The sequence below is a fragment of the Eilatimonas milleporae genome (assembly GCF_003688555.1).
Classification (GTDB): Bacteria; Pseudomonadota; Alphaproteobacteria; order Sphingomonadales; family Kordiimonadaceae; genus Eilatimonas; species Eilatimonas milleporae.
In genome coordinates, this window is the sequence record NZ_REFR01000011.1 from 732,644 (window position 1) to 753,464 (window position 20,821).

The 20,821-nt window shown below is 64.1% G+C and carries 13 protein-coding genes and 1 pseudogene; 12 read left to right on the forward strand and 2 right to left on the reverse strand.

Going from position 1 to position 20,821, the window contains the following annotated elements:
* The first annotated feature begins 24 nt into the window (after positions 1-24).
* Both BXY39_RS11315 and BXY39_RS11320 read left to right on the forward strand, forming a co-directional pair.
* A complete protein-coding gene (locus tag BXY39_RS11315) occupies positions 25-855 on the forward strand; it encodes a hypothetical protein (protein ID WP_147453552.1) in 831 nt (276 codons plus the stop codon).
* Between the two features lie 125 nt (positions 856-980).
* Positions 981-3,164, forward strand: a complete 2,184-nt coding sequence (locus BXY39_RS11320; protein WP_245999068.1) for an alpha/beta hydrolase family protein — start codon at positions 981-983, stop codon at positions 3,162-3,164.
* Positions 3,165-3,287: 123 nt separating this feature from the next.
* On the opposite strand, the gene BXY39_RS11325 is transcribed toward BXY39_RS11320, so the two are convergent.
* The gene (locus BXY39_RS11325; protein WP_121938934.1) at positions 3,288-3,935 is read right to left on the reverse strand and encodes a TetR/AcrR family transcriptional regulator; all 648 of its coding nucleotides are present in this window, start codon (positions 3,933-3,935) and stop codon (positions 3,288-3,290) included.
* 190 nt (positions 3,936-4,125) lie between these two features.
* On the opposite strand from BXY39_RS11325, the gene BXY39_RS11330 reads away from it, so the two are divergent.
* The 10 genes and pseudogenes from BXY39_RS11330 (at position 4,126) to BXY39_RS11375 (ending at position 19,725) form a co-directional block, all read left to right on the forward strand.
* On the forward strand, positions 4,126-6,393 hold the full coding sequence (locus tag BXY39_RS11330) for a TonB-dependent receptor (protein WP_121938935.1): 2,268 nt from the start codon (positions 4,126-4,128) through the stop codon (positions 6,391-6,393).
* A 10-nt stretch (positions 6,394-6,403) separates the two neighbouring features.
* Positions 6,404-7,168 (forward strand): glutathione S-transferase family protein, encoded by a 765-nt coding sequence (locus BXY39_RS11335; RefSeq protein ID WP_121938936.1) that lies wholly within the window; start codon positions 6,404-6,406, stop codon positions 7,166-7,168.
* Entirely contained in the window at positions 7,169-8,101 is a 933-nt protein-coding gene (locus tag BXY39_RS11340) for a bile acid:sodium symporter family protein (RefSeq protein WP_211332208.1), read from the forward strand.
* Positions 8,098-9,063 carry a fumarylacetoacetate hydrolase family protein gene (locus BXY39_RS11345; RefSeq protein ID WP_121938937.1) on the forward strand — a complete coding sequence of 322 codons (966 nt, stop codon included), beginning with the start codon at positions 8,098-8,100 and terminating at the stop codon, positions 9,061-9,063. The genes BXY39_RS11340 and BXY39_RS11345 overlap by 4 nt, the downstream gene beginning before the upstream one ends.
* Positions 9,060-10,031 carry an MBL fold metallo-hydrolase gene (locus BXY39_RS11350; protein WP_121938938.1) on the forward strand — a complete coding sequence of 324 codons (972 nt, stop codon included), beginning with the start codon at positions 9,060-9,062 and terminating at the stop codon, positions 10,029-10,031. Before BXY39_RS11345 ends, BXY39_RS11350 begins: the two co-directional genes overlap by 4 nt.
* A gap of 195 nt (positions 10,032-10,226) precedes the next feature.
* Positions 10,227-12,227 carry a putative nucleotidyltransferase substrate binding domain-containing protein gene (locus tag BXY39_RS11355; RefSeq protein ID WP_121938939.1) on the forward strand — a complete coding sequence of 667 codons (2,001 nt, stop codon included), beginning with the start codon at positions 10,227-10,229 and terminating at the stop codon, positions 12,225-12,227.
* A 27-nt stretch (positions 12,228-12,254) separates the two neighbouring features.
* A complete protein-coding gene (locus BXY39_RS11360) occupies positions 12,255-12,950 on the forward strand; it encodes an exonuclease domain-containing protein (RefSeq protein ID WP_121938940.1) in 696 nt (231 codons plus the stop codon).
* Positions 12,951-13,325: 375 nt separating this feature from the next.
* Positions 13,326-13,556, forward strand: a pseudogene (locus tag BXY39_RS20030) (DUF4212 domain-containing protein); the annotation flags it as partial.
* Positions 13,557-13,566: 10 nt separating this feature from the next.
* Positions 13,567-15,342, forward strand: coding sequence for a sodium:solute symporter family protein (locus tag BXY39_RS11370; protein ID WP_121938942.1), 1,776 nt, complete (start codon positions 13,567-13,569; stop codon positions 15,340-15,342).
* 432 nt (positions 15,343-15,774) lie between these two features.
* Positions 15,775-19,725 (forward strand): hybrid sensor histidine kinase/response regulator, encoded by a 3,951-nt coding sequence (locus BXY39_RS11375; protein ID WP_121938943.1) that lies wholly within the window; start codon positions 15,775-15,777, stop codon positions 19,723-19,725.
* 100 nt (positions 19,726-19,825) lie between these two features.
* On the opposite strand, the gene BXY39_RS11380 is transcribed toward BXY39_RS11375, so the two are convergent.
* A complete protein-coding gene (locus tag BXY39_RS11380) occupies positions 19,826-20,641 on the reverse strand; it encodes a response regulator transcription factor (RefSeq protein WP_211332209.1) in 816 nt (271 codons plus the stop codon).
* Positions 20,642-20,821 lie beyond the last annotated feature (180 nt).

The window sequence follows — 20,821 nt, forward strand, 5'->3', positions numbered from 1 at the left end:
TTCGGCTTGACAGTCAGGTCCTGTTTGGCATGCGGGCCCGCTCTGCCGGCCTTCCTCGTCCTGGCAGTTTGCCTTGCCGTGGTGGCGGCAGGGCTGCCCTGTGCCGGGACATCGGCGCGGGATACCGCCCTGCCGGATCCGTCCTGCACGCCGACCGGCCGGCCCCTGGATGGCTACTGGGTCTGTCACGCCGGCAGCCGCCGGACCATGCTGCGGGACGGCGACCTGACGGCGGCGTTCGATCTGTGCGCGCTTGCGGATACGCCGCATGTCTACGCCATCGGGCCGGTGGAAGGTCTGCGCGGGGAAATCACCCTGTATGACGGCACCCCGTCCATCGCCGTGGTCGCGGACGGGGCGGTCCGCGTGGACACCACGTTCGACCGCCGGGCTGTTTTTCTGGTCTACGGCGCTGCCCGCCACTGGCGCACTGTGCCCGTTCCCAACGCCCTGGACGGGCTGGCCGCTGTGGAAGCCTTTGTCCGCGCGGCGGCGGTGACGGCGGGGCTCGACCCGGAACGTCCCTTCCCCTTCCGCATCGAGGGGCGTGTGGACCGCCTGGCCTATCATGTGATTTTCAAGACGGGCGATGCCTCCCACGGCTCCCACGACCTTCCGGCGCATAAACGCGCCAAGCGACCGTTCGCGTTGAAGGGCAACACCCCTGTGAACATTGTCGGCTTCTGGGCCGATGCGGCGGGCGAGGGCGTCTACACCCACCCTGGCCGCCGCACCCATCTGCATTTTCAGGGCCGGGGGGCTGTGTCCAGCCCCGTATCCGGTCATGTGGACGATGTGTCCCTTGGCGCCGGGGCGCTTTTGTATCTGCCCTGCGGGCGTGCGGGGTGCGATTGACCCGGATGGCGCGGCCGGCCCGTGTCCGTCTGACAGATGCGTGAACACCGGTATACGCCTTGCGGGCGGGGCGCCGCCGCGCCATGATGCGCCCAGTTTGAAGACCGCGCGAGGGGAGCAAAAACATGATCCGCACAACACCGGCAAGACTGGCACTGGCCGGTCTGGCCTCTTTCACTCTGGCATTTTTCACTCTGGCATTGGCGGGCCCGTCTGACGGCATGGCCCAGGATGAACAGGGCACTGATACCGGCCCGGCCAAACTGTCATCGGCCGACCTGTTCGAACTGGAATATGCCGGCGATCCGCGTATTTCGCCGGATGGCAAGACCGTCGTCTATGTCCGGCGCAGCCAGGACATCATGGCCGACCGCACCCGGTCGAACCTGTGGGCGGTTGCGAGCGATGGCGGCGATCACAGGCCGCTTCTGTCCGGACGGCACAGCTATTCCAGCCCGCGCTGGTCGCCGGACGGATCGCGGATCGCCTATATCTCCAGCCATGAGGGCAGCCCGCAGCTCTATGTGCGCTGGATGGACACGGGCCAGACGGCGCTGGTGACCAACCTGTCCGGGCGTCCGCGCTCCATCAGTTGGTCGCCCGACGGGCGCTGGATCGCCTTCATCAATTCGGTGCCGGCGGAAAAGACATCGCTGGCCAAGCCGCCGAAAAAGCCCAAGGGCGCCAAATGGGCCGACGGCGTCAAGGTGACAGACAGCGTGATCTACCGCTTCAACGGTCTTGGCTATCTGGACCCGGCCCATGCCCATGTCTTTGTCGTGCCGGCGGACGGCGGCACCCCGCGCCAGCTGACCGACGGCGCGTTCAATCATGGCGGCCGCTACAGTTTTTCCGGCGGCACTTTGAGCTGGACGGCGGATTCCGGTGCCGTTGTCTTCTCGGCCAACCGCAATGAAAACTGGGAATATGAAACCATCGAGGCCGATGTCTATGCCGCGCCGCTGGACGGCGGTGCGCTAAGGCGGATCACCAATGCCCCCGGCGCGGAAAACGGCGCGCGCATGTCGCCCGATGGCCGGCGCATCGCCTATATCGCCTCGGAAAACAATGACAAGGCATATCGCACCGCCCGGCTGGTGGTGGCGGACAGCGACGGCGGCAATCCGCGGGTGCTGACGGCGGACCTGGACCGGTCGGTCGGCGGCATCCGCTGGGCGGCGAACGGGCGCGGCCTCTATTTCACCTATGACGACCGTGGCATGCGCCAGGTTGCCTACAGCGATCTGGGCGGCAAGCGCCGTATCATCGCCGGCGATGTGGGCGGTACCAGCCTGGGCCGGCCCTATGTGGGCGGCAGCTTTACCGTCGCCGATGACGGCACCGTCGCCTACAGCCGCACCCGCCCCGACCGTCCGGCCGATGTGGCGGTGACGGACGGGCGCCGGGCGCGCACCCTGACCGCCCTGAACGAGGATCTGCTGGCCCACCGGGCGCTCGGGCAGGTGAATGAAATCACCTATGCCTCCACCCTGGACGGGACCGAGATACAGGGCTGGTACGTCACCCCGCCGGATTTTGATCCCGCGAAGCAATATCCTCTGGTGCTGGAACTGCACGGCGGGCCGCATTCGGCCTACGGGCCACATTTCTCGGCCGAGATCCAGCGCTACGCCGCTGAAGGGTACGTGGTCTTTTACGACAATTACCGGGGCAGCACTTCCTACGGCGAGGATTTCGCCCTGCTGCTGCAATACAAATATTCCAGCCGCGACGACTTCACCGACCATATGTCGGGGATTGACGCGCTGATCGCGCGCGGCTTCGTCGACCCGGATCAGCTGTTCATCACCGGCGGGTCCGCCGGCGGCATCGCCTCGGCCTATGCCATCGGCCTGACGGACCGGTTCAAGGCGGCTGCGGTGGCCAAGCCGGTCATCAACTGGCTGTCGAAAACCCTGATGGGCGATATCTACATGTATCAGATCAAGCACCAGTTCCCCGGCATGCCATGGGAAGAGTTGGAGCATTACTGGCAGCGCTCGCCCCTGTCGCTGGTGGGCAATGTGACGACGCCGACCCTGCTGATCACGGGCGAGGCCGATTACCGTACCCCCATCGCCGAGACCGAGCAGTTCTATCAGGCGCTGAAACTGCGCAAGGTCGATACGGTGATGGTCCGCGTGCCCGGCGCCTCCCACGGCATCGCCGCGCGGCCCAGCCACCTGATCGCCAAGGTGGACAATATTCTCGCCTGGTTCGACAGGTACAGAACCCCGGACGCCACTGAAAGCACCGGGGACAGCACCGGGGGGAGCACCACTGGCGAGAACACCGGGGGAGGGCGCTGAGGACAGCGTTGGTTGCAGCCTCGTACAGGCCGCACCGGGGAAAGTGAAAAAGCGAACCGGCCCTTGGCATTCCCCAAGGGCCGGTTCGCATTTGAAGCCAGTGGTCAGTGCCTGGAAAAGCGGTCAACCGTCCCGCAGGACAGCGATCACACCGGCGGATACATAGGTCACATAGGGTTCGACCAGCGCCTCGAAATCCGCTGATCGAAACCGTCCGTCTGACAAACGGTCAAGCCGTGCGTTATCGCTCATAAGATAAAGGGTGTTGGCAAGCACCATTTGAAACGCCACCTGGCATTGGAAGTCGCTGGCATCCGGCGACAGGACCTTGAAGTTTTTGATGATTTCGCTTGCCACCCGGTCATATTCCACAAGCAGGCCGGATTGTGACCAGTATTGCTGAGCGGCAATCTGGGCTATGAGGCGGCAATAATTCCGCCATCCGGGGTCCGGACCCAGGCAAAATTCCACCATGGGCTCCACAAAGGCCCTGACCATCGCGGTGATGCCGGCTTCCAGGTCCCGTGGGTCCGGGTCCAAGGCCTGCAGGCGCTCCATGCGCGCTTTGCTCAGGGGCTCGATACGGCGCATGATCACTTCCGAAAACAGGTTTTCCTTGCTTTCAAAATGGTAGTTGACCGCTGCAAGCCGCATGTTCAGATGCGCGGTGATATCCCGCACGGATACGCCGAAGTAACCGCGTTCGGCAAACAGGTCTTCCGCGGCATCCAGTATGCGCTGTCTTTTTGCCTCTGTGGATTCGCGGGGCATCGGTCCTGGTCCTTTTGTCCTAACAACCTGTCATAGCAGGCTTTCCCGAATTGGCAATATGAGTGGAACGATCGTATCGAATTCTCTTGATTTAATTTTGGAACAATCGTATCAAATTCGCCGTGCAGCCTGTGGGAGGGACTGCCGGCCCGGCGACAGCCGGTGACCGCTTTGTGTGGGGGAGGGATATATGCCGCTCAAATCTAAACTTGCGGGCAGTGCGGGCCTTTTGTTTTTTGCCGCCGGTGCCCAGGCCGCCAGTCAGGCGAATGACCCGGCTGGCGATGACTTCCAGATTGACGAGATTATCATCACGGCGCAAAAGAGGGCGCAAAGCCAGCAGGATGTCCCGATCGCCGTCACGGCCTTTTCAAACAATTTCATTGTGGAAAACAATGTACGGACCCTTGAGGACCTGGCAGCGGTCGCGCCGGGTTTCGTCACCACCAACACGGTGGGCTATGGTGCCGCACCGCTGACAATCCGCGGTATCGGCGGCGCCAATGGCGGCGGCAACTTCTTTGCCGACGAGCCGGTCGCGGTGTATGTTGACGACGCCTATATCGGCCGTCTCAGCGCATCGACCGCGGACTTGCTGGACCTTGAGGCCATTGAGGTTCTGCGTGGTCCGCAAGGGACGCTTTACGGCCGCAACTCGACCGCCGGCGCTGTTCTGGTGCGCACCAAACGGCCAACGGACACAGTGGAAGGCTATGTCCAGGCCTCATACGCCAGTTTTGATGAATTCAGGGCCCAGGGGGCTGTCTCCGGCCCTCTGATCGAAGACAGAGTGCTCGCCCGTCTGGCGGTCGGATATTCCGATCGTCCCGGATGGGGCACCAATACGGTCGACGGCAGTGATATTGGCGGGTCCGAGGATCTCACCGTCCGTGGCAGTATCCGCCTGACACCGGACGAAAACCTGACGCTTGATCTGATCGGCGATTATTCCGACCGCGAGGCGAACCCCGCCACGCTGGCCGTCGCGGACATCAGCGATCCTTCAGCCATATCCCCATTCCGCAAACGGCCCGACTTTGACCAGGTCTTGGATGACCGCGAATTTGCGATCAATGATCCCACTTTCCTCAATTCCGAAACCTGGGGCGTCACCCTTCTGGCCGACTGGGATCTGGGCGGCGTCACCCTCAACAGTGTGACCTCCTTCCGGTCTTACGAATTTGACGGTGCGCAGGATTCGGACAGTACGGCCCTGCGGCTTCTCAACAATGACGGCACCACCGACAACGAGCAGTTCAGTCAGGAAATCCGCCTCTCATCGAACGGCGACGGGCCCTTCAGCTGGGTTGTCGGCGGCTTCTATTTTTCCGAAGACAATCAGTTCGGCTTCAATATCCGCAATTTCGGTGCCCTGTTCGGGCTGGGCACCTTCGCGCAATTCGAGGCCGCGCAGGATCTGGAAAGTTACGCCCTGTTCGCCGATATGACCTATGCCTTTTCCGACACGGTCTCCCTGACGGTCGGCGGTCGCTATTCGGACGAAACCAAGGACTTCAACAACTCGCTGCTGGTCACCATTCTGAACGGCGGTACCCTGCCGCCATTCTCCCCGGTCCTGCCGGGGGTCACTCTGCCGCCGGGAACCGTCTTCACGCCGTTCACCGCTTTCGCGGACGAAGGCAATTTTGACGACTTCTCGCCGCGCGTGGTCCTCAATATTACCCCGAACGATGATATACTGCTTTACGCCAGCTATTCACAGGGGTTCACCAGCGGGGGCTTCAATGTCTTCGGCCTGGCGCCCGAGTTCGACAGCCAGGAACTGGATGCCTTCGAGGTTGGTTTGAAATCCGACCTTCTGGACAGGAGGGTCCGGCTGAATGTCAGTGCCTATTATAATGATTTCACCAATCTGCAACTCAGGCTTCCGGTGCCCACCGGCGGGGTTGATATTGCCAACGCGGCGTCGGCGGAAATCTACGGATTGGAACTGGAGACCATCATCGTTCCGGCGGACGGCTGGCAGATCAGCGGTAATCTTGCGCTGATGGAGGCGACGTTCGAAGGCGGGCAGGTTCCAGCCGTGCCCGGCGGGGTCAATTTCCCCTTCGGTGCGCCCATTCCGCTCGTTCCGGTCAGTATTGACGGCAATAGCCTGTCCCGTGCGCCGGACCTTCAGGGCAATATCGCGGTGGACTACACACATGCCTTCGGCAATGGCGACACCCTGGCCGCGCGCGCCATGCTGCGCTATCAGGATGAAGTCTTTTTCCTCGAAACCAACCAGGATGCGGACACCTTCAAAAGCGAAGAGCTGGTGGAAGTGGATATCCGCCTCAGCTACAGCCTCACGGATATGGGGATGGATATCGCGGTCTTCGGGCAGAACATCTTTGACAATCGCACACTGACACAGGTCACGGCGCTTGGGGCGCTTCCAAACGGCGTCGTGAACGATCCGGCCCGCTGGGGTGTGCAACTGACCAAATCCTTCTGAGGTCGATCCCATGACACTTGAGCTGTATCACGCGCATATCTCGACCTGTTCGCAGAAGGTGCGGCTGTGCCTTGCGGAAAAAGGGCTGGATTTCGTCAGTCATCCCATTGATTTCGCGACCCGGCAGCATCTGAGCGACGACTATCTCGCCCTCAATCCGAACGGTGTGGTGCCGACACTGGTGGACGGCGGCGCCCCGGTGATCGATTCCTCGGTCATTTGCGAATATCTGGACGAGGCCTACCCGGACGAGGGCGCGCGCCTTCTGCCGGCCGACCCTCTGGGACGTGCCCGGGTCCGGGCCTGGCTGCGCTATATCGAAGAGGTACCGACCAGCGCCATCCGCATGCCCTCTTTCAACAGTCTGTTCAAAGGGTTCCTGATCGGGATCGGGCAAGAGGGACGGGAAGCCTATATCGCCCGGACCCCGCTCAGAAAAGATCTGTACCGTAAATTCGGCGACAGCGGTTTTTCGGATGAGGACGTCGAAAGCGCCAGGGCGCGCCTGCGCGCCTGCCTGGAACGTATGCAGACATCCCTGTCCGGAAACGCCTGGCTGGCCGGGGATACCCTGACGCTCGCGGATATCTGCGTCCTGCCTACGCTGGTACGGATGGAGGACATCGGCATGGCCAATATGTGGGAGGATCTCGGGGCCGTGGCGGACTGGTACGCCCGGATAACGGCGCGCCCGTCCTTTGGCACAGCCTATTATGACGGTGCCCGTGTGGCGGTCGGCGGCAACACACTGAAGCCACAGCCGCGGGAGGCCTGAGTGACCGGAACCAGCACCATCCTGGATGCCAGCATAGCCGGGATCAACCTGTCCCTCATCGGCGCCGTCGCTTTGATCCTGATCATGGTCACCATGGGGCTGACGCTGCGGGTCAGGGACTTTCGTCTGTTGCTGACGGCCAAGCGGGCCGTGGCGGCCGGTCTTTTGTCGCAGCTCGTCCTGCTGCCGGCCGTTGCCTTTCTTCTCGTGGTCCTGTTTGAACCGTCTATGCCCGTAGCCATCGGTCTTATCCTTTTGGCCTGCTGTCCCGGCGGCGCCACCTCCAATTTTTTTACCCATCTGGCGGGCGGCGATGTTGCACTGTCGGTGACGCTGACCACTGTCTCGGGTGTGGTCGTCATCTTTACCTTGCCGTTTTTGGTGAATTTGGGACTTGTCTGGTTCGCGGACGGGCCGCAACCCCTGCAGCTGCCCGTTGTCGCGACGATGCTGCGGATTTTTGTGATGATCCTGCTGCCCGTCATGGTCGGCATGGCGATCCGCGGACTTGCGCCCAAAGCCGCGCAAAGGATTGAGCCCCTGGCCACGAAACTGTGTTTCGCGACCATCCTGTTCACCATGGCCGTGCTGCTGCATCATGTTTGGGCGGAGCTGGAGGATATCGTGCGCCAGACGTGGCGGATTACGCTGGCGCTCAACGGTTTGATGATGGTGATCGGCTTCATGGTCGCCAGGGCACTGCGTTCCGGTGAAGCCCGCAGTCGCTGCATCGCGGTGGAGACCGGCGTGCAGAATTATCTTTTGTCCGTTGTGCTCGCACTGTCGCTTTTGGGACGGCCGGACTTTGTCATGGTGCCCGTCATGTATCTTTTCACCATGTATGTGACCGTCTTTACCTTCATCGCCTATTGCCGTCTGGTCCGCGACAGGGTGTCCGCGCCACTGTCCCCCACATCAGGAGAAACCTTATGAAGTTTGCGACCTTCGAAGACGGTGCGCGGATCCCGAAACTCGGGCTGGTGCATTCCGGCCAGCGGCTTCAGGATCTGACAGGGGACGGACGCGACCCGGATTTCTCAAGCCTTCAGGCTCTCATCGAAGCGGGGCAGCGCGGGCTGGACAAGGCGCATGACGCCGCGCAAAAGCCGGGCGACCTGATGAATGTCGCCGATGTCCGCCTGCTTGCCCCCTTGCCGCGTCCCCAGCAGATCCGCGATTTCATGTGCTTTGAAACCCATGTGCGCCAATCCATCCGCAGCATTGTCCGGTTGCGGGCCATGGCGGCGGGCGAAGACCCCGAACGGGCGCTGGAGACCGCTGAGGCCGCCGGACAGCTTGAAGTGCCTGCCATCTGGTATGAACGCCCCGTCTATTACAAGGCCAACCGCTTTGCTGTCGGTCATCCGGGCGACACGGTCACATGGCCGGTTTATTCGCGGCTGATGGATTATGAATGCGAACTGGCCTGCATCATCGGGCAGGGTGGGCGCGACATTCGCAAAGACGACGCCCGGGACCACATATTCGGCTATACCATTTTCAATGACCTGTCCGCCCGGGACGCCCAAAGCGCCGAAATGGGTGGGCAGCTGGGACCCGCCAAGGGCAAGGATTTCGACAAAGCCAATATCTTCGGCCCCTGGGTGGTGACGGCGGATGAATTTGATCCGGCACAGGGTCATGCCATGCGGGTCTTTGTGAACGGCGCGCAGCGTTCCGAGGGCAATTCAAAGGATATGCATTGGGGTTTCGCCGATCTGATCGCCTATGTCAGCCAGTCGGAAAGCCTGCACCCCGGCGAAATTCTGGGCTCGGGGACAGTGGGCAATGGATGCGGTCTCGAGCTGATGCGGTTTCTGGAAAATGGTGATGAAATTACGCTTGAGATCGACGGCATCGGGCGACTGACCAATCGGGTTGAGATGGCGGTATGAGCGGCAAGACCCCCTGGACATTTCAAAAGGGCCTGCATCAAACCGGAAACGGAACCTATGCCTACCTGCAGCCCGATGGTGGCTGGGGCTGGTCCAATGCCGGGCTCATTGTCGATAGCGGTCAGTCGCTTTTGGTCGATACCCTGTTTGACGCTTCCCTGACCCGCGACATGCTGACCACGATGCAGGACGCCGCCGGTGTCAGGGCGGAAGACATCGGCGTCGTGGTCAACACACACGCGAACGGAGACCATACCCACGGCAATGGTTTGTGCTGCAATGCCGAAATCATCGCATCGGAAAGCAGCAAGGCCGAAATGGCGGAATTCCCGCCGGAGATGTTGGCGGAGCTGATGGAAGCCGCCCCCGCCATGGGGCTTCTGGGCACGTATCTGCTGGATATCTTCGGCCAGTTCAATTTTCGCGATGTCGCTGAAAAATTGCCCACCAAGACCTTTTGCGGACGCCATGATCTGATGGTGGGCAACAAGACCGTCGAGTTGCACGAGGTCGGACCCGCCCATACAGCGGGTGACGTGATCGCCCATGTGCCGGGCGAACGCACGGTCTATACCGGGGATATTCTGTTCATCGACGGCACCCCGATCATGTGGGCGGGGCCGGTGTCAAACTGGATCAAGGCCTGTGACAAGATTATCGCCCTCGATCCGGAGGTGATCGTGCCCGGTCACGGTCCCATCACCGACCTTGCCGGCGTGCGCCGCGTGCAGGATTATCTGCGCTATATCGCGGCGGAAGCCCGCAAGCGATACGACGCGGGTCTCGGTGTGCGCGACGCCGCGCATGATATCGCGCTCTCCGACTTCGACAGTTGGCTGGACGCCGAGCGCATCGCGGTCAATGTCTCAACCCTGTACCGGGAATTCGCGGGTGAGGAGAACAACGACCTGGATGTTCCCGCCCTCTTTGGCCTGATGGCTGAAATCAGACAATCCCGCCGTTCATAATCTGCCTGATCGCGCAAAGGACCGGCCACCGGGTCGTTAACAGCCGAAGCCCTCGCCTTGAGTGCCGCAGTGCGCTCGAAACACATTGTTCCCGCCTTGGTCCGTCTCCGGTGGCATATTCGACCAAGGTGGCGTTGCGGTCCCGGCCCGCCCGTGCTTTGCTGACATGTCAGCAAAGCCGAGGGAGACGCCGGAATGCCGACAGGCCCAAAACCGTCAACCAAGACAGACAATGCCAGCACCGAACAGCAGGAAGTCATCGACTTTCTCGCCGCCACCGTGCCGTTTGACGGCATCCCGCACGACGCGGCGGCCGCTGCCGCCATGACCATGGCGGTCCGCTATGCCCGGCGCGGGTCGGTGGTGGTCGGCGCCGGCACCCGCAACGATCATCTGTATCTGGTGCGCTCCGGCGCGGTGGAACTGCATGAAGGGGGCACGGACTTTCACGCCCGTCTCGGCGAGGGGTGTTTTTTCGCCTATCCCTCGCTGTTGCGCGGGGGCGAGCGGCGCACCCGGAACGAGGTGCGCGCCATTGAGGACACGCTGCTTTACTGTCTGCCGGGCGATGTCTTCCTGCGCCTGTATGAGGACCAGCCGGCGATCCGGCGTTTCTTCGCCACGGCCGAGGCCGATCGCCTGCGCCATGCCCTCAGCCTGATGGGGCGGGGCGAGCCTGCCGGCTGTCCGCCGGGCCAGAGACAGGAACAGAGACAGGAACAGGATCAGGGCCAGGAACATGAACAGGAACAGGGCGGTGATCTGACCGAGGCGCGCGGGTTCGGCCTGCGTCTCGGCGATCTGGTGGGGCGGGCGCCCGTGACCGCGCCGTCCCAAACCCCGCTCAGACAGGCGGCGCAGGTGATGGCGCGGGAAAAGGTCTCCACCCTGATGGTGGTCGATGACGGCCGCCTGACCGGGATCGTCAGCGACAAGGACATCCGCTCCCGCGCCGTGGCCGAGGGGCTGGCCTATGACACGCCGCTGTCCGCCATCATGACGCCCGAACCGGTGACGCTGGCCGCCGGGGCGCCGGTGATGGATGCCCTTGTCGCCATGATGGAACGCAATTTCCACCATGTGCCGGTGCTGGCGGCGGACGGCGCGCTGGCCGGCCTGGTCAGTTCCAACGACATTCTCGACACCCTGACCACCACCGGTCTGCACTGCATGAAGGCCATCGCCCGCGCCGAGACGGTGGCCGCCGCCGTCAGCGCCGGTGCCGGTGCCGCCAGCCTCATCGTCGACCTGTCGCGTGCCGGACTGGCGGCGACGCGCATCCTTGAAATCCGCTCCGCCATCAGCGCGGCGCTGCACCGCCGTCTCGTCCATCTGGCCGAGGCCGCTTTGGGGCCGCCGCCGGTGCCGTATGCCTTTCAGGTGTTCGGCTCGCTGGCCCGGCGCGACCAGACCGGCGTCTCCGATCAGGACAACGGCCTGATATTGTCGGATGACTATGACGAGGACACGCACGGCGATTATTTCCGCCGCTTGGCCACACAGATTTCGGACGGGCTGAACGCTGCCGGCTTCGTTTATTGCCAGGGCGGGATCATGGCCACCAATGACCGCTGGCGCCAGCCGCTGGCGGGCTGGCGTCGGCAGTTTTCCGACTGGATCACCGCGCCCGAGCCCAAGGCGCTGATGCATGCGACGATTTTTTTCGACATGGACGGCCTGGCCGGTGACCTGTCGCTGGTGGAAACCTTGCGCGCCCACGCGCTCGACATGGCGGCCAGGAACAGGATTTTCCTCGCCCATATGGTGGAAAACGCCCTGACGGCGCAGGTGCCGCTGGGCTTTTTCCGCCGCTTTGTCCTCACCCGCGACAAGGAACAGGGCGACACGCTCGATATCAAGAAGCAGGGTGTCATGCCGCTGATCGACATTGTGCGGGTGCACGCGCTGGCCCACGGCATCGCTGCCGTCGGGACCGAGGCGCGTCTGGACGCGCTCGCCGCTGCCGGTGCCCTCAGTCCGCAGGACGTACAGGACATGAAGGACACCTTCACCCTGTTGAGCGAGGTGCGTCTCCAGCATCAGGTGGCGCAACTTGCCGAGGGCCGGCCGGCCGACAACCGGGTCGATCCCGACACCCTGTCGCCGCTGGAACGCGAGCATCTGCGCGATGCCTTCTCCGTCATCCGCACCCATCAGGAGGCTCTGTCGCGCACCTATGCCGGCGGGCTGTTCTAGACCGCTGGAAAAGGGGACAAGACGACGATGTGGCCCTTTCTGGACCGGCAACGGATGAAGGCGGCGCGCCGGCAGGCGGCGCGGGCGGCCGCGCGCACCGCGCCGGACAGTGCGCTGGCCCGCCTGCTGGCCGCGCCCCTGGTGCCGCCCGGCACCCCGGTCGGGCGCGTGCCGTTTCTCGCCCTTGATCTGGAGACCACCGGGCTCGACCCCGCGCGCCACGCCATGCTCAGCGCCGGCTGCCTGACGGTGACGGGGGGCCTGGCCGATATGACGTCCTGCTACCATGCCCTGATCCGCGCCGACGGTCCGCTGGATGGCGGCAATGTGGCGATCCACCGCATCACCGATGACGCGGCCCGGGACGGCGCGCCGCTGAAGACCGTGCTGGACACCCTGTTGGCGCGCTTGACCGGCCGCGTCCTGCTGGCCCATCACGCGCCCATCGAATGCGGCTTTCTCGATGCCGCCTGCCGCCGCCTGTACGGCATCGGCCTGCCGCTTCAGGCGGTCGACACCATGGTTCTGGAACGGCGGCGCCTGGCCCGGCGCCATGACGACACGCCGCCCGGGGGCCTGCGGCTGGACGCGGTGCGCCGGCGCTACGGCCTGCCGCGCTACGGTGCGCACCACGCGCTGACCGACGCGCTGGCCTGCGGCGAGGTGTTTCTGGCCCAGTGCGCCCATATGGGCGACGGGCTCCGCCTGTCCGACATTCTGTAGCCCCTGTTGTTCTGTAAATGCCTGTTGTTCTGTAAATACCCGTAAACCGTTGCCCAGGTTTGCAGAATGCCTCGTTAGGCCGGTCCGGGCGGCCATTCGACTAAAGTCGTCTAGCGGTGGCCGCCACCCTCCTGATAGCCTGTGACCGTTGCAGAGTGCCCGTCATGCAGTGCCCCTCACACACGCACTGCCCACACGCAATTGTCCAAGGGAGGGAAGACAATCATGGCCTATACGGAACCACCGTCCACCGGCGGCGATGCCGGCCCGGACGCACAGGGCGCTCAGCCCCGAAACGATCAGTCCCAAACCACTCAGCCCGCAACCGCACCGGCCGGATCATCGCCGGCGGCCTCGAGCGCGGATGTCAACCGGTACTGGAAGGCCAATCTCAGCCTGCTCGGCAAGCTGCTGGCGGTGTGGTTCATCGCCTCCTTCCTGTTCGGCATCCTGCTGGTGGACGTGCTCAACCAGGTGCCCTTCTTCGGCTTCAAGCTCGGCTTCTGGTTCGCGCAGCAGGGGTCCATCTACACATTCGTCGCACTTATTTTCGTCTATGCCCGCCAGATGAAGAAACTGGACCGGCAGTTCGGCGTCGAGGATTGAGGAGGCAGACATGGATACCGAAACACTCACCTACCTGTTCGTCGGCTTGTCTTTTGCCCTGTATATCGGCATCGCGGTGTGGAGCCGCGTGGGCTCGACCAAGGAATTCTACGTCGCCGGCGGCGGCGTGCACCCGGTGCTGAACGGCATGGCGACGGCGGCCGACTGGATGTCGGCGGCCAGCTTCATCTCCATGGCCGGGCTGATCGCCTTTCTCGGCTATGACGGTTCGGTCTATCTGATGGGCTGGACCGGCGGCTATGTGCTTCTGGCGCTGCTGCTGGCGCCGTATCTGCGCAAGTTCGGCAAGTTCACCGTGCCCGATTTCATCGGCGAGCGTTATTATTCCAGCGCGGCGCGTCTGGTGGCCGTGGTCTGCCTGATCTTCATCAGCTTCACCTATGTCGCCGGTCAGATGCGCGGCACCGGCATCGTCTTTTCCCGCTTCCTCGAAGTGGACATCGACACCGGCGTCATCATCGGCATGGCCATCGTCTTCATGTATGCCGTCCTCGGCGGCATGAAGGGGATCACCTATACCCAGGTGGCGCAGTTCTGCGTTCTCATCTTTGCCTATACGGTGCCGGCGATCTTCATTTCCATCCTGATCACCGGCAATCCCGTTCCCCAGATCGGGCTGGGATCGGAAGTCGCCGACGGCTCCGGCCTGTCGGTTCTGGAAAAACTGGACGGCGTTCTTCAGGATCTGGGCTTCGCCGCCTATACGGACGGCACCAAGTCCACCATCGATGTCTTCGCCATTACGGCGGCGCTGATGGTCGGCACCGCCGGACTGCCCCATGTGATCGTGCGTTTCTTCACGGTGCCGAAGGCCTCCGACGCCCGGCGCTCGGCCGGCTGGGCGCTGATCTTCATCGCCCTGTTGTACACCACCGCGCCGGCGGTCGGTGCCTTCGCCCGGCTGAATTTCGTCGATACCGTCAACGAGACCGCCTATACCGAGACGCCGGACTGGTTCCGCAACTGGGAGGACCTCGGCCTCATCGGCTGGATGGACAAGAACGGCGACGGCGTCGTCCAGTACCGTGCCGGCGCGCCCTTTGACGGCAAGCCCCGCTTTGCCGGCGAGGCTCGCGGCGTCAATGGCGAGCGGCTGTTGACCAACACCACCACGGCCACGCCCAACGAGGTCTATGTGGACCGTGACATCATGGTGCTGGCCAATCCGGAAATCGCCCAGTTGCCGGGCTGGGTGATCGCGCTGGTGGCCGCCGGCGGTCTGGCCGCCGCGCTGTCCACCGCCGCCGGGCTGCTGCTGGTCATCTCCACCTCGGTCAGCCATGACCTGTTGAAGAAGACCTTCATGCCCAACATCACCGACCGGCAGGAACTGACCTATGCCCGCATCGCGGCGGCGACCGCCATCGTCATCGCCGGCTATCTCGGCATCAACCCGCCGGGCTTCGTCGCCCAGGTGGTGGCCTTTGCCTTCGGCCTGGCGGCGGCGTCCCTGTTCCCGGCCATCCTGATGGGCATTTTCTCCAAGAAAATGTGCAAGGCGGGCGCCATCGCCGGCATGCTGTCGGGTTTGATTTTCACCTTCGGCTATATCGTCTTCTTCAAGTTTATCGCGCCGGGGATGAACACGCCGGACCACTGGCTGTTCGGGATTTCGCCCGAGGGCATCGGTACGCTCGGCATGGTGCTGAATTTCGGTGTCGCCGCGGTCGTCGCCCGCTTCACGCCGGAACCGCCGGAACATGTCCAGCATCTGGTGGACCATATCCGCATACCGGCCGGCGCCGGCGGCGCCCACGCCCACTGAGCCCTGTCAGGGACGGGCGGACCCGCCCGTCCCTGACGTCTTCCCCTTTTGACCCCCACTCTCCCCGACCGGGCGGGGCCTTGCACAGGGCCCCGCCTTTTTCCGCCTGTCATCCATCTGCCCTCCATATGGCGCTTACGCAATCGACCCCGCCTTAGGCGTGAGGATGCGCGCATGACGGGTTTCTTTGATTTCGGTCATGGTCACCGGTTATAGTGGTCGGATACATGTTAAGACTGCCGCCCGTGTTTTTGGGAGAGACACGGGGCAACGGATGCAGGCGAAAGCGGCCAAAAGCGATCACAAGCGATCCGTGCCGCCCGCCGCCGGTTCGTATGATATGGGAGCCGGGCACACGCGCCCGGAACAGGAGGAGGGGGGCAAGGCACCCTGGTCGACCCGTGGATCATCGCTGTTGCGGCCACGGCTTACGTGGCCCTTTTGGTGGCTGTCGCCTGGTGGGGGGACAGCCCGGCGGGCGGGCGTGTGTCGCCGCGCCTGCGTGTGGTTGTCTACGGCCTGTCGCTGGGGATTTATTTCACCTCCTGGACCTTTTTCGGCGCGGTGGGCAATGCCGCGCGCTCGGGCTGGGACTATCTGCCGATTTATCTCGGGCCGTTTCTGGTCATGACGCTGGGCTTTCCCGTCGTGCGGCGAATGGTGCGGCTGGGCCGGCGCATGCATTCGACCTCGATCGCGGATTTTCTGTCGGCGCGCTACGGCAAGTCCAGCGGGCTGGCCGCCCTGGTGACCGTGATCGCGGTGATCGGGGCGCTGCCCTATATCGCGCTGCAACTGAAATCGGTGGCGATGAGCCTGACGGTCCTGTCCGGCAACGGCTCTGGCCGACTGGGCCTGGAGGCCGACGGCCTGGTGCTGCCGGTCGCACTGGCGCTGGCCGGCTTCGCCATTCTGTTCGGCACCCGCCATGTGGACACCACCGAGCATAATCGCGGCATGATCATGGCCATCGCCGTCGAGGGCGCGGTCAAGGTGCTGGCGCTGGCGGCGGTGGCGCTGTTCGTTCTCCATGAGATCGGCTGGACACCGATCGAGGCCGCCTTCTGGCAGGCGGGGTCTCCCTTCATGGCCGAGGGGCCGGGCGACCGTTTCCTGACCCTGGTGCTGCTGGCCATGGCGGCCATTCTGTGCCTGCCGCGTCAGTTTCACGTCAGCGTGGTCGAATGTCAGGATGACGGCCACATCTCGCCGGGGCGGTGGATTTTCGTCGCCGCCCTCATCGTCACCATGGCCGTGGTGGTGCCCATCGCCGTCGCCGGCCCGTTGAGCCCGGCATCCGTCACCAATCCGGACCTGTATGTGCTGACCATACCGCTGGCCAGCGGCGCCGAGGGGTTGGCGCTGATCGCCTTTATCGGCGGGTTTTCCGCCGCCACCGGCATGGTGATCGTGTCCTCGCTGGCGCTCAGCACCATGGTGACGAACGATCTGCTGACCGCCTATCTGCTGCGCAACCGCTTGACCGGCGCGCTGGCCTCGGGGGCGGCCGGCCGCCACCATCTGGTCCTGCGCCGTGTCGTCATCGTCCTGCTGCTGCTGGCGGCGTCCGCCTATCATTACGGGGTGACCGGCGCCGGGACCCTGGCCAGTCTCGGGGTGCTGTCCTTTGCCGGTGCCGCCCAGTTCCTGCCGGCGCTGATCGGCGGCCTCTATTGGCGGCGCGGTCACAAGCGCGGCGTCACCGCCGGGCTGGCCGCCGGGCTGGCGCTGTGGCTGCTGCTGCTGATGGCGCCGGCGCATATGGGGTCCGGGTGGATTGGCGCGGCCTTGGCGCCGGCGCTCTGGGCCGGTGTCGATCCGCTGACCTTCGGCGTTGTCGTCAGTCTGGGCGTCAATCTGCTTCTGTATGTGGGCGTGTCGCTGCTGGCCCGACCCGGCGTGGTCGACCGGGTGCAGGCTGCCGCCTTTCTCGGGGCGCCGGCCGATGTCGCCGCCCGTCCGGCGGCCCTTGGCCGGGCCACGGTGATGGATCTCAGAACCGTGGTCGAACGCTGTCTCGGCACCGACCGCACGGACGAGGCCTTTCGCGCCTTTGAACTGCTGCATGGCCGCCCCCTCGGCGAGCGGGATCCGGTCGACGGGGCGCTCAGCCAGTTCGCCGAACAGCAGATCGCCCGCGTCATCGGCGCGGCCTCGGCGCGCATTCTCGTCGGCTCGGTTCTGGCGGACCGGGAAATCGCCATCGAGGACATCGCCACCGTCCTCGGCGAAACCCAGGAAAGGCTGCATTTCAGCCGCGAACTGTTGCAGGCCACCCTCGACAATCTGTCGCAAGGGGTCTCGGTCGTCGACAGCGACCTGCGGCTGGTGGCGTGGAACCAGCGCTATCTGGACCTGTTCCAGTTCCCCACCGGCCTGATCCAGGTGGGCCGCCATATTTCCGAAGTGATCCGTTACAACGCCGAAAACGGCGAATGCGGCCCCGGCGAAGTGGAGGCCCATGTGGCCCGCCGCACCGCCCGCCTGGCTGAACGCCGGCCCCACACTTACGAGCGCGCGCGCCCCGACGGCACGGTGCTGAAAACCCAGGGCAATCCCATGCCGGGCGGCGGCTATGTCACCAGTTTTACCGACATCACCGCCAACAAGCGCATCGAGGAAGCCCTGAAGCAGAGCGAACAGAGCATCCGCTTCTACATGGACAACATCCCGGCGCTGGTCGCGTATGTGGATACGGGCCTGCGCCTGCGCTTTGCCAACCGCGCCTATATGGACTGGTATGCGCGCGGGCGGCCGCACCTTCTCGGCCTGCATGTGAAGGAGATTTTAAGCCCCGAGGAACACACCCACCGTCTGCCCTACATGCAGGCGGCGCTGGCCGGGGAAAAACAGCTGTTCGACATGGATGTGGTGGATGGGCATGGCCGGCCCGTTTTCCTTCAGGTCGTCTATACGCCGCAACTGGACACAGGCGGTGCGGTGCAGGGCTTTTTCGTCCTGTATCAGGACATCAGCCGCCGCCGCCGGGCCGAACTGGCGCTTCAGGAAACCAATGAAAGCCTGGAACAGCGCGTCACCGACCGGACCCAGGCCCTGCGACAGGCCAATCTGGCCCTGGCCGAGGCCAAGCGCATGGCCGAGGACGCCACCCGCAGCAAGACGCGCTTCCTCGCCGCCGCCAGCCACGACCTGTTGCAGCCGCTGAACGCCGCCCGGCTGTTCGGCAGCGCGCTCAGGGAAGACCTGACCGTGGGCGCCAGGGATACCATCCGGCACACCGCCAACGGCCACCGGCGCCCCATCGTGGCCGTGGATGGGGCGTCGGACCATCAGGTATCGGATCCCCATACACCGGCGCCTGGTCCCGACCGGGCCGGCGCCCTGTCCCTGTTGACCAAACTGGACAAGTCCATTCAGTCGGCGGACCGGCTGATCCGCGCGCTTCTCGACATTTCCAAGCTGGACGCCGGCGGCATGACGGCGGAACCCGGCCGTTTCGCCATTGACGACATTCTGTCCGAACTGAGCGCCGAGTTTTCCGTCATCGCCGAGAACCGCGGCCTTGCCCTGACCCATGTGCCGTGCAGTGCCGTGGTCGAAACCGATAAGGGTCTGATTTATTCGGTGATCCAGAATCTGGTCTCCAACGCCGTGCGTTACACGCAGGCGGGCCGGGTGCTGGTCGGCTGCCGCCGCCGCCCCAGCGCCATCGAGGTGCAGGTGCTCGACACCGGTCCCGGCATCCCCCATGAAAAGCAGCAGGCCATTTTCCGCGAGTTTGAGCGTCTGGACACCGCCCCACCCGCGAACGGTGCCGTATCGGCGAATGGCGCGCGGCCCGGTATGGCCGACGAAAAGGGCCTGGGCCTGGGGCTGGCCATCGCCGCGCGCATCTCCGACCTGCTGGGGCTGGACCTGCGCCTGCGGTCCGTGCCCGGCCGGGGCAGCCTGTTTTCCGTGACCGTGCCGCTCAGTGACGGCGTCATGGTGGGCGAGGGGCGTCGCCCCGGCTTCCACAGCCACAGGCTGGCGGAGATGTCGCTCCTGTGTATCGACAATGACGAACAGGTGCTGGACGGTCAGCGCGCGCTCTTGGAACGCTGGGGCTGCCGGGTGCAGGTGGCCCGCAACGGTGCCGAGGCCCTGTCGCTCTATGATGCCGGCACCACCGGGCCCGATGTGGTGCTTCTGGACTACCGGCTCGACAATGGCGAGACCGGGCCGCAGGTCTATCAGGATCTGACGCAGGTCTGGCACCGCCAACCGCCGGCCATTTTGATGACCGCCGACCGTCTTGTCGGCAAGGGCGCGCTGTCGGTCGGCCGCGATCCGTTCGGCGATATGCCGGTGCTGGCGAAACCGGTGGAGCCCGCCGTCCTCAGGGCCGCACTGGAACAGCTGATCCGCCGGCCCGGCGCTTAAGATTTTTCTGACAGATGGGGGTGTCCTGACGGATCGGATGTTTCCGCTGGTGGCGTTTTGCTGTCGGCGCGGCCGTGCCCCCGATCAGCTGTGTCCCTGCTCACCCATGATCGTCGACAGTCTGCTGATCGACCTGAAGTTCACGGGCGATCAGCACCGCCTGGGTGCGGTTGACCACCCCCAGCTTGCGGAAAACGGCCGTCATATGGGCTTTGACCGTGGCTTCGGAAATGCCCATGTCATAGGCGATCTGCTTGTTCAGCCGCCCCTTGGCCACGGCCTGCAACACCCGCATCTGGGCCGGTGTCAGGCTGTTCAGCCGCCCGGTCATGTCACTGTCGGAGGACCCGCCGTCGTCCAGCGACACGCCCTCCGGCACCCAGATATCGCCGTCCAGCACATGGCTCAGCGCCGTGCCGATTTCCGCGATGGTTGACGATTTGGGGATGAAGCCGGCGGCGCCGAAATGAATGGCGCGGCGGATGACGGCGGGGTCGTCGCTGGCCGAGACGACGATGACGGGCACGCTTGGAAAATCGTGGCGGAACCCGATCAGTCCGCTGAACCCGTCGCTGTCCTCCATATGCAGGTCAAGCAGAAGGAGGGAGACATCGTCCCCCTCCATGATCTCGCGCGCGCCTTGCAGCCTGTCCGCCTCGCGCACCGGCCGGTCGATGCCGATACGTTCCAGCGCCAGTTTCAGCGCATCGCGGAACAGCGGGTGATCGTCGGCGATCAGCACCGGCCGGGGCACGACTTGCGCCGTTTCACCCGCCTTCGCCGTATCGTCCGCCTTTGCCATTCTGTCCGCCTTTGCCATCCTGCCAGCTGTTGCCATGCCGCCTGTTTTGGCATGCGTCCAAACACCCGCTATCCAGCCGTTCAGTCTCCACCCATCCGGTACGCGGCCGTCCATCCTTCCCGTCCTTTACCGATTCAATCTGTTTGCGATGAGCGTGTCAACGACGCTTGGGTCTGCGAGGGTTGATGTATCGCCGAGGGTGTCGAAGCTGTTCTCGGCGATTTTGCGCAGGATGCGGCGCATGATCTTGCCGGAGCGGGTCTTCGGCAGGCCGGGCGTGAACTGCAGCTTGTC